This window comes from Pseudomonas sp. JC1203, from assembly GCF_056175065.1.
In genome coordinates this window covers 108158-116119 of record NZ_JBWCAM010000009.1, presented here as the reverse complement: position 1 = coordinate 116119, position 7962 = coordinate 108158, and the positions used below count along the sequence as shown (strand labels likewise).

Annotated in this window: 8 protein-coding genes; 4 read left to right on the top strand and 4 right to left on the bottom strand. The window is 63.3% G+C overall.

Annotation, left to right across the window (positions count from 1 at the left end; all coding sequences use genetic code 11):
* Window positions 1–103: 103 nt before the first annotated feature.
* From AC0SZ7_RS15355 to AC0SZ7_RS15340, 4 genes are read right to left on the bottom strand one after another with little or no spacing between them, the layout of a single operon-like run.
* Complete coding sequence (locus tag AC0SZ7_RS15355) at window positions 104–835, bottom strand: amino acid ABC transporter ATP-binding protein (protein ID WP_416421897.1); 732 nt, start codon at window positions 833–835, stop codon at window positions 104–106.
* Window positions 822–1472 (bottom strand): amino acid ABC transporter permease, encoded by a 651-nt coding sequence (locus tag AC0SZ7_RS15350; RefSeq protein WP_475505301.1) that lies wholly within the window; start codon window positions 1470–1472, stop codon window positions 822–824. Before AC0SZ7_RS15350 ends, AC0SZ7_RS15355 begins: the two co-directional genes overlap by 14 nt.
* On the bottom strand, window positions 1469–2134 hold the full coding sequence (locus tag AC0SZ7_RS15345; RefSeq protein WP_475505182.1) for an amino acid ABC transporter permease: 666 nt from the start codon (window positions 2132–2134) through the stop codon (window positions 1469–1471). Before AC0SZ7_RS15345 ends, AC0SZ7_RS15350 begins: the two co-directional genes overlap by 4 nt.
* A gap of 15 nt (window positions 2135–2149) precedes the next feature.
* A complete protein-coding gene (locus tag AC0SZ7_RS15340; protein ID WP_475505181.1) occupies window positions 2150–2935 on the bottom strand; it encodes a transporter substrate-binding domain-containing protein in 786 nt (261 codons plus the stop codon).
* 222 nt (window positions 2936–3157) lie between these two features.
* Here AC0SZ7_RS15340 and AC0SZ7_RS15335 point away from each other — a divergent pair, with 222 nt between their 5' ends.
* The 4 genes from AC0SZ7_RS15335 to AC0SZ7_RS15320 all read left to right on the top strand — a co-directional run bounded on the left by AC0SZ7_RS15335 (window position 3158) and on the right by AC0SZ7_RS15320 (window position 7956).
* The gene (locus tag AC0SZ7_RS15335; protein ID WP_475505300.1) at window positions 3158–3856 is read left to right on the top strand and encodes a FadR/GntR family transcriptional regulator; all 699 of its coding nucleotides are present in this window, start codon (window positions 3158–3160) and stop codon (window positions 3854–3856) included.
* A 119-nt stretch (window positions 3857–3975) separates the two neighbouring features.
* On the top strand, window positions 3976–4305 hold the full coding sequence (trxA, locus tag AC0SZ7_RS15330) for a thioredoxin TrxA (protein ID WP_027979977.1): 330 nt from the start codon (window positions 3976–3978) through the stop codon (window positions 4303–4305).
* 247 nt (window positions 4306–4552) lie between these two features.
* Window positions 4553–5812, top strand: a complete 1260-nt coding sequence (gene rho / locus AC0SZ7_RS15325) for a transcription termination factor Rho (protein ID WP_027979976.1) — start codon at window positions 4553–4555, stop codon at window positions 5810–5812.
* Window positions 5813–5955: 143 nt separating this feature from the next.
* Window positions 5956–7956 (top strand): acyltransferase family protein, encoded by a 2001-nt coding sequence (locus tag AC0SZ7_RS15320; protein WP_475505180.1) that lies wholly within the window; start codon window positions 5956–5958, stop codon window positions 7954–7956.
* Window positions 7957–7962 lie beyond the last annotated feature (6 nt).

Here is a 7962-nt window from a genome sequence, read left to right as displayed (position 1 = left end):
CTTGTGGGAGCTGGCTTGCCAGCGAGCTTTTATGGCCCCAACAGCTCGCTGGCAAGCCAGCTCCCACAGGATGTAGCAGCGGCCGCGGGGGGGGGGGGGCGGGTCAGGCGTGCTGCATGCCGATGAAGTTGGCCAGTTCCGGCGTCTGCGGTTCGGCGAACAGCTGCTTGGGGTGGCCTACCTCGTGCACCTTGCCCTGGTGCATGAACACCAGCTTGTCGCCGACTTCACGGGCAAAGCGCATTTCATGGGTGACCATGATCAGGGTCATGCCGTCCTGGGCCAGCTGGCGCACCACGCTGAGCACTTCGTTGACCAGCTCGGGGTCCAGCGCCGAGGTGATCTCGTCGCACAGCAGCACCTTGGGCGACATGGCCAGGGCGCGGGCAATGGCCACGCGTTGTTGCTGGCCGCCCGACAGGCGGTCGGGGAAGGCGTCGAACTTGTCACCCAGGCCCACCCGTTCGAGCATCTGCCGGGCCAGCGCCGCGGCCTTGGCCTTGGGCACCTTCTGCACCACCTGCGGCGCCAGCATCACGTTCTCGCCCACGCTCAGGTGCGGGAACAGGTTGAACTGCTGGAACACCATGCCGACCTTCTGGCGCAGGCTGCGCAAATCGGCCCGGGCGGCGTCCAGGTATTCGCCGTCCACCTCGATGACCCCGTCGTTGATCGACTCCAGGCCATTGAGGGTGCGCAGCAGGGTGCTCTTGCCCGAGCCGCTGCGGCCGATGATGGCCACTACCTGGCCTTCTTCCACGGTCAGGTCGATGCCCTTGAGCACGTGGTGGTCGCCATAGTATTTGTGCAGGGCGGAAATTCTAAGCAGTGGCATGCAGTCTCCTTTCCAGGTAGCGGGCGCTGAGCGACAGCGGGTAGCACAGGGCGAAGTAGCCCAGCGCCACCAGGCCGTAGACGGTGAAGGGTTCGAAGGTGGCGTTGGCGAGCATGCCGCCGGTCTTGGTCAGTTCGGTAAAGCCGATGATCGAGGTGACGGCAGTGCCCTTCACCACCTGCACCGAGAAGCCCACGGTGGGCGCCACGGCAATGCGCAGGGCCTGGGGCAGGATCACGTGGCGCAGTTGTTCATAGGGCGTCATGGCCAGGCTGGCGGAGGCTTCCCACTGGCCGTTGCCGATGGATTCCACGCACCCGCGCCAGATCTCGGCGAGGTAGGCGCTGGTGAACAGCGTCAAGGCCAGCGCGGCGGCTACCCAGGGCGAAATATCGATGCCCAGCAGCGCCACGCCGAAAAACACCAGGAACAACTGCATCAGCAGCGGCGTGCCCTGGAACAGCTCTATATAGCCACGGGCAATGCCACGGGGCAGGCCCTTGGCGCTGATGCGCATCGTCATCACCAGCAGGCCGATCAGGCCGCCGCCGATAAAGGCCACCAGGCTCAGGGCCAGGGTCCACTGCAGGCCGGTGAGCAGGTTGCGGACGATATCCCATAAGGTGAAATCCATCAGCGGCTCCTTGCAAGGTAACGGCGGCCCAGCCAGTTCAGCAAGGCGCGGATCAGCATGGCCATGGCCAGGTACACCAGGGTGGTCAGCAGGTAGGTCTCGAAGGCGCGGAAATTGCGCGACTGAATGAAGTTGGCGTAGAAGCTCAGCTCCTGGGTGGCGATTTGCGAACACACCGCCGAGCCCAGCATGACGATGATGATCTGGCTGCTCAGGGCCGGCCACACCTTGCCCAGCGCCGGCACCAGCACCACGTGGCGGAACGCCTCGGCGCGGCTCATGGCCAGCGCGGCGGCGGCTTCCAGCTGGCCGCGGGGAATGGCCTGGATGCCGGCGCGGATAATTTCCGTGCTGTAGGCGCCCAGGTTCACCACCATGGCCAGCACCGCCGCCTGCCATTCGCTGATCTGCACGCCCAGGGACGGCAGGCCGAAGAAAATGAAGAACAGTTGCACCAGGAACGGTGTGTTGCGGATCAGTTCCACATAGACGCCGAAGAGCCGCGCGAACGGCTGGATTTTCCACGCCCGCACCACCCCGCCAATGATCCCCAGGCTCACGCCCAGCAGGGCGCCGATGGCTGTCAGTTCCAGGGTGAACAGCGCGCCCTTGAGCAGCAGGTCGGTGTTGGCCAGTACGGGGGCGAAGTCGAAGTGGTAAGCCATATAGGGTCTGCTACCTCAGAGGTCGGCGGGCAGTGGCTGCTTCAGCCAGGTCTGCGAATTCTTTTCCAGGGCGCCGTCCTGCTTCGCCGCGGCAATGATCTCGTTGACCTTGGCCAGCAATTGCGGCTCGTCCTTGTTCAGGCCCACATACACGGGCGAGTCCTTGAGCTTCACCTTCAGCGCCGGGATGCGCTTGGGGTTGCGCTCGCTGATGGCCACCATCACCACGTTGCCGCTGGCGATGAGGTCCACCTGGTTGGCCAGGTAGGCGGCGATGGTCGAGTTGTTGTCCTCGAAGCGCTTGATGGTCACGCCCTCGGGGGCGACCTTGGTCAGCTCGATGTCTTCGATGGCGCCGCGGGTGACGCTGATGGTCTTGCCCTTGAGGTCGTCGAGGCTGGCGATGGGCGCGTCGGGCGGCCCGAACACGGCGAGGTAGAAGGGCGCGTAGGCGCTGGAGAAGTCGATGACCTTCTCGCGGTCGGGGTTCTTGCCCAGGCTGGAGATCACCAGGTCGACCTTGCCGGTAGTGAGGTAGGGGATGCGGTTGGTGCTGTTGACCGGGGTCAGTTCCAGCTTGACCTTGAGGTGGTCGGCAATCAGCTGCGCGGTGTCGATGTCCAGGCCGCGTGGCTTCATGTCCGGGCCTATCGAGCCGAACGGCGGGAAGTCCTGGGGCACGGCGACTTTCAGGGTGCCGCGCTTGACCACATCCTCCAGGCCGTCGGCGTGGGCGGGGGCCTGGCAAAGCATCAGGCTGGCGAACAGAGCGGTGAGCAGGGCGGTACAGCGCTGGATCATGGCACGGTCTCCGAAAGTGAGTGCCAATGCCCAGTGCACAGCCCATGCCAGGAACGCGTAACCCCCTGGCCACGGGCTTTTGGTTGGTCATACTGGTCTGAACAGTTGCACCGGTTTCGAGCAATAAACACGGGGGTGAACCGTTAGAGTGCGTGATTTGCCAGGCGGAAAAAATGGCGTTACAACAGTTATTCCATACGCCCGAAATGCCCCGCGCCCATGATCAATTCAATGAACCGAGCGGTACCTGAGGTCGCCATCCAGGGCATCCGCCAGCTGATCAGCCAACACGGCTTCGAGGCCGGTGCGGCATTGCCTTCCCAGCGCGACCTGGCCGAGCAGTTGGGGGTGAGCCGCGCCTCCCTGCGCGAGGCATTGTCGACCCTCAGCGCCCTGGGCGTGGTCAGTATCCAGCCGGGCAAGGGTGTGTTCGTGCAGGCCGCGGGGGCGGTGCAGGCCGCACCGGCCGGGTTGGCCTGGCCGTTCGCGGCACAGGCCACGCCCGAAGACATTTTCCAGCTGCGCTACGCCCTGGAAAGCTTCGCCGCCGGCCTTGCTGCAGTACGCTTGAGTGCCGACGAACTGGACGGCCTGCAGGACAACGTCGAGGCCATGCGCGTCGAGCTGCGCGGGGGCGACTTCGAGGCTGCGGCGCGCCTGGACTTCGACTTCCACCGGCGCATCCTGGTGGCCAGCGGCAACCAGGCCATGGCCAGCATCCTGGTCGCCAGTGCCGACATTTTCCTGGAAAGCCAGAAACTGCCGTTCATCCGTGCCGAGCGGGCCATGGAGACCTGGCAGGAACACCGCAAAATCCTTCGCGCGCTGGCGCGTCACGCCGCCGCACCGGCGTCCCGGGCCATGCAGGAACACATCCGCGCAGCGGCCCTGCGCACCGGCATTGCCTTCGTTGCGCCCTGACAACGATTGGTCAAATCTGGAATCACTATAGTTAGAGACAATCATCATCGGCTTCCTGTAGGGCGCCTGTGCCGTTATGATGGGCGACGTTTTTCCAGAATTCGACCGCGGAGCCCGTTATGAGCAGCGACAAAATCGTGCACGTCACTGATGCAACCTTTGAGGAGCAAGTACTCAAGGCCAAGGGCCCTGTCCTCGTTGACTATTGGGCTGAGTGGTGTGGCCCATGCAAGATGATCGCACCCGTGCTGGACGAGATCGCCGGTACCTACGAAGGTAAAGTGACCATCGCCAAGCTGAACATCGACGACAACCAGGAAACCCCCGCCAAGCATGGCGTGCGTGGCATTCCTACGCTGATGCTGTTCAAGGACGGTGAAGTGGCAGCGACCAAGGTCGGCGCCCTGTCCAAGTCGCAATTGGCCGCTTTCCTGGATGCCAGCCTGTAATAGCGCTGAAATATCCAGTGGTAATAGCCCCGCACCTTGCGGGGCTTTTTCTTGGGCGAACGACTAGACGCCCAGAAATTCAGGTGTTACATTCGGCCTCGCACTAGTATCTCTAGTGCCCCCTGCAAGCCGTCGCCGACGCACTCCTACTCGAATTAGTACGCGATCCTGTCGCCTTCTCTGCGGCGCGGCCTCATTAAGCCCAAAGCTTAATTTCTCCCTCCATACATGATTACGTCATTCCCTTATGAACCTGACTGAACTCAAGCAAAAGCCGATTACCGATCTGCTCGAAATGGCCGAACAGATGGGCATAGAAAATATGGCCCGTTCGCGCAAGCAGGATGTGATTTTCTCCCTGTTGAAGAAACATGCCAAAAGCGGCGAGGAAATCTCCGGTGATGGCGTGCTGGAGATTCTCCAGGACGGCTTCGGCTTCCTGCGTTCGGCTGACGCTTCGTACCTCGCGGGCCCGGATGACATCTACGTCTCCCCAAGCCAGATCCGTCGCTTCAACCTGCGCACCGGCGACACCATCGTCGGCAAGATCCGCCCTCCAAAGGAAGGCGAGCGTTATTTCGCCCTGTTGAAAGTTGACACCATCAACTTCGACCGCCCGGAAAACGCCAAGAACAAGATTCTGTTCGAAAACCTGACGCCGCTGTTCCCTACCGTGCGCATGAAGATGGAAGCCGGCAACGGTTCCACCGAAGACCTCACCGGTCGCGTCATCGACCTGTGCGCGCCAATCGGCAAGGGCCAGCGTGGCCTGATCGTCGCTCCGCCAAAAGCGGGCAAGACCATCATGCTGCAGAACATCGCGTCGAACATCACCCGTAACAACCCTGAAGTTCACCTGATCGTGCTGCTGATCGATGAACGTCCGGAAGAAGTGACCGAAATGCAGCGCACCGTGCGCGGCGAAGTGGTTGCCTCCACCTTCGACGAACCGCCAACCCGCCACGTGCAGGTTGCCGAAATGGTGATCGAGAAGGCCAAGCGCCTGGTCGAGCACAAGAAGGACGTGGTCATCCTGCTGGACTCCATCACCCGTCTGGCCCGTGCCTACAACACCGTCATTCCTAGCTCCGGCAAGGTACTGACCGGTGGTGTCGATGCCCACGCCCTGGAGAAGCCGAAGCGTTTCTTCGGTGCTGCGCGTAACATCGAGGAAGGCGGTTCGCTGACCATCATCGCCACCGCGCTGGTTGAAACCGGCTCGAAGATGGACGAAGTGATCTACGAAGAGTTCAAGGGTACCGGCAACATGGAACTGCCCCTGGACCGCAAGATCGCGGAAAAGCGCGTCTTCCCGGCTATCAACATCAACCGTTCCGGCACCCGCCGCGAAGAGTTGCTGACCGCCGACGACGAGCTGCAGCGCATGTGGATCCTGCGCAAGCTGCTGCACCCGATGGACGAAGTAGCCGCCATCGAGTTCCTGGTCGACAAGCTGAAGCAGACCAAGACCAACGACGAGTTCTTCCTGTCGATGAAACGCAAGTAAGCGCGCCTTTCGGCCTGCTTGAAAAAATGGCGCCCCGCGGGGCGCCATTTTTTTTACATCTTTTCGGAACTGATACACGGCCAGCCCTTCTATGATGCGAGGCCCCCGCTACCGGGGAGCTCACAATAAAACAAGGGACTGTCATGGCTGTACTGTCTTACCGTCGCGACATCGACGGCCTGCGCGCGCTGGCCGTAGCGGTGGTCGTGCTTTTTCACTTCGGCATCACCGGGTTTTCCGGCGGGTTTGTCGGTGTGGATATCTTTTTCGTCATTTCCGGCTTCCTGATCACCTCGATCATCTGGCGGCAACGCCAAGCGGGGCAGTTCAGCTTCCTCGACTTCTGGACCCGGCGGGCGCGGCGCATCCTGCCAGCCCTGTGCCTGGTCATGGTGGCGAGCCTGGTGGCAGGCTGGTTCCTGCTGGCGCCGCATGACTACAGCGACCTGGGCCGCACCGTGCGCTACCAGGCCATGTTTGCCTCCAACATTCTGTTCCGTCGCGAGGATGGCTATTTCGACACGGCCTCTGACCTCAAGCCCCTGTTGCACACCTGGTCGCTGTCGGTGGAGGAGCAGTTCTACATCGTCTTCCCGTTGCTGCTGGGGCTGCTGATGCGCTGGGCGCCGCGCTGGCGGCTGTGGTTGCTAGGGCTGGCGCTGGTGTCGTTGGGCATGAGCGTGTGGGCGGTGAAACACGACCCTTCAGCGGCGTTCTTCCTGCTGCCCATGCGTGCCTGGGAACTGCTGGCCGGCGCCCTGCTGGCGGTGGCACCGGCTGCGCAGGCGCCTCGTGCACCATGGCTCTATCAAGGCGCCAGCCTTTGCGGGCTGGCCATGCTGGTGGCTGCCACGCTGCTGTTCGATGCCAGCACGCCGTTTCCGGGTGCGGCCGCGTTGCTGCCGGTGGCGGGCACGCTGCTGTTGATATGGGCCAACGGCGCGCATTCAACCTGGGTTGGGCGCTTGCTGAGCACCCGGTTGTTGGTGGGTATCGGGCTGATTTCCTATTCCTGGTACCTGTGGCATTGGCCGGTGCACGTGTTTGCCAGCTACGCGGCAGTGGATGGGCTGGCCGGCTGGCAGGTGGCGGGCCTTGTGCTGTTCAGCCTGGTGCTGGCCTATGCCAGCTGGCGTTGGGTGGAACAGCCGCTGCGCCAGGCCAGGGTAGCTGCCACGCCGAGGCAAGTGCTGGCCGGCGCGCTGGCCTTGATGCTGATGATGGGCGTGGCGGGCCAGGCGCTGCGCTGGACTGATGGGGTGCCGGCGCGCCTGCCCGAGCAGGCGCTGCGTTACGCCCAGGCCAAGGAATGGGACGGCGGTGAGCGGGACTGCCTGGCAGGCTTCAACGATTCCAAGCCGGTCTGCCGGTTCGGCCCGCAAGGGGCAGGCGTGCCGCGCACGTTGATGTGGGGGGACAGTCACGCAGCGGGCCTGGGGCCGGCCCTGAAAATGGCGGCCGAGCACCATGCCACGCCTATATCCCTGGCAGCCAAGTCGGGGTGCATTCCGGTGCCGGGCCTTGAAGGCAAGCCCGCCTGCCAGGCGTTCAACCAGCAGATGCTGGCCCTGAGCGATACGCCGGGGGTAAGCGACGTGGTGCTGGCAGCGCGCTGGAGCCTGTACCTTTATGGTGAAGAGGATGGCGATACCACCTACATGCTCCATGACCCGCGTTCAGGCAAGCCGGACCGCCAGTATGCCGAGCAGCAACTGGCGCAACGGCTGGGCGACCTGGTAGCGCGGCTGCGGCAGCATGGCCACCGGGTGTGGCTGGTGGCCGAAGTGCCGCTGCAGAAACAACCGGTGCCCTGGCGTCTTACCCGCCTGGCCATGCTCGGCCGCTCGGCGGCCGATGACGGGCGGCCCGTGGCCGAGCATCTGGCGCGCCAGGCATTCATTCACCGGCTGTTCAATGGCCTCGCGGCCCGGGATACCCAGGTGCGGGTGATTGATCCTACCGGGCTGTTCTGCGCCAGGGATGGAATATGCCGGGTCGAAAGTAATGGCCAGTCGCTCTATATGGATACCAACCATTACGGCGACGGTGCGGCCACTTACCTGCAACCGCTGCTGGCGCCGCTGTTCCAGGGCGCGACGGCGGGCCGGGCCGACACGCAAATCCAGGCCAATTCTGCAGAATGACGGTTC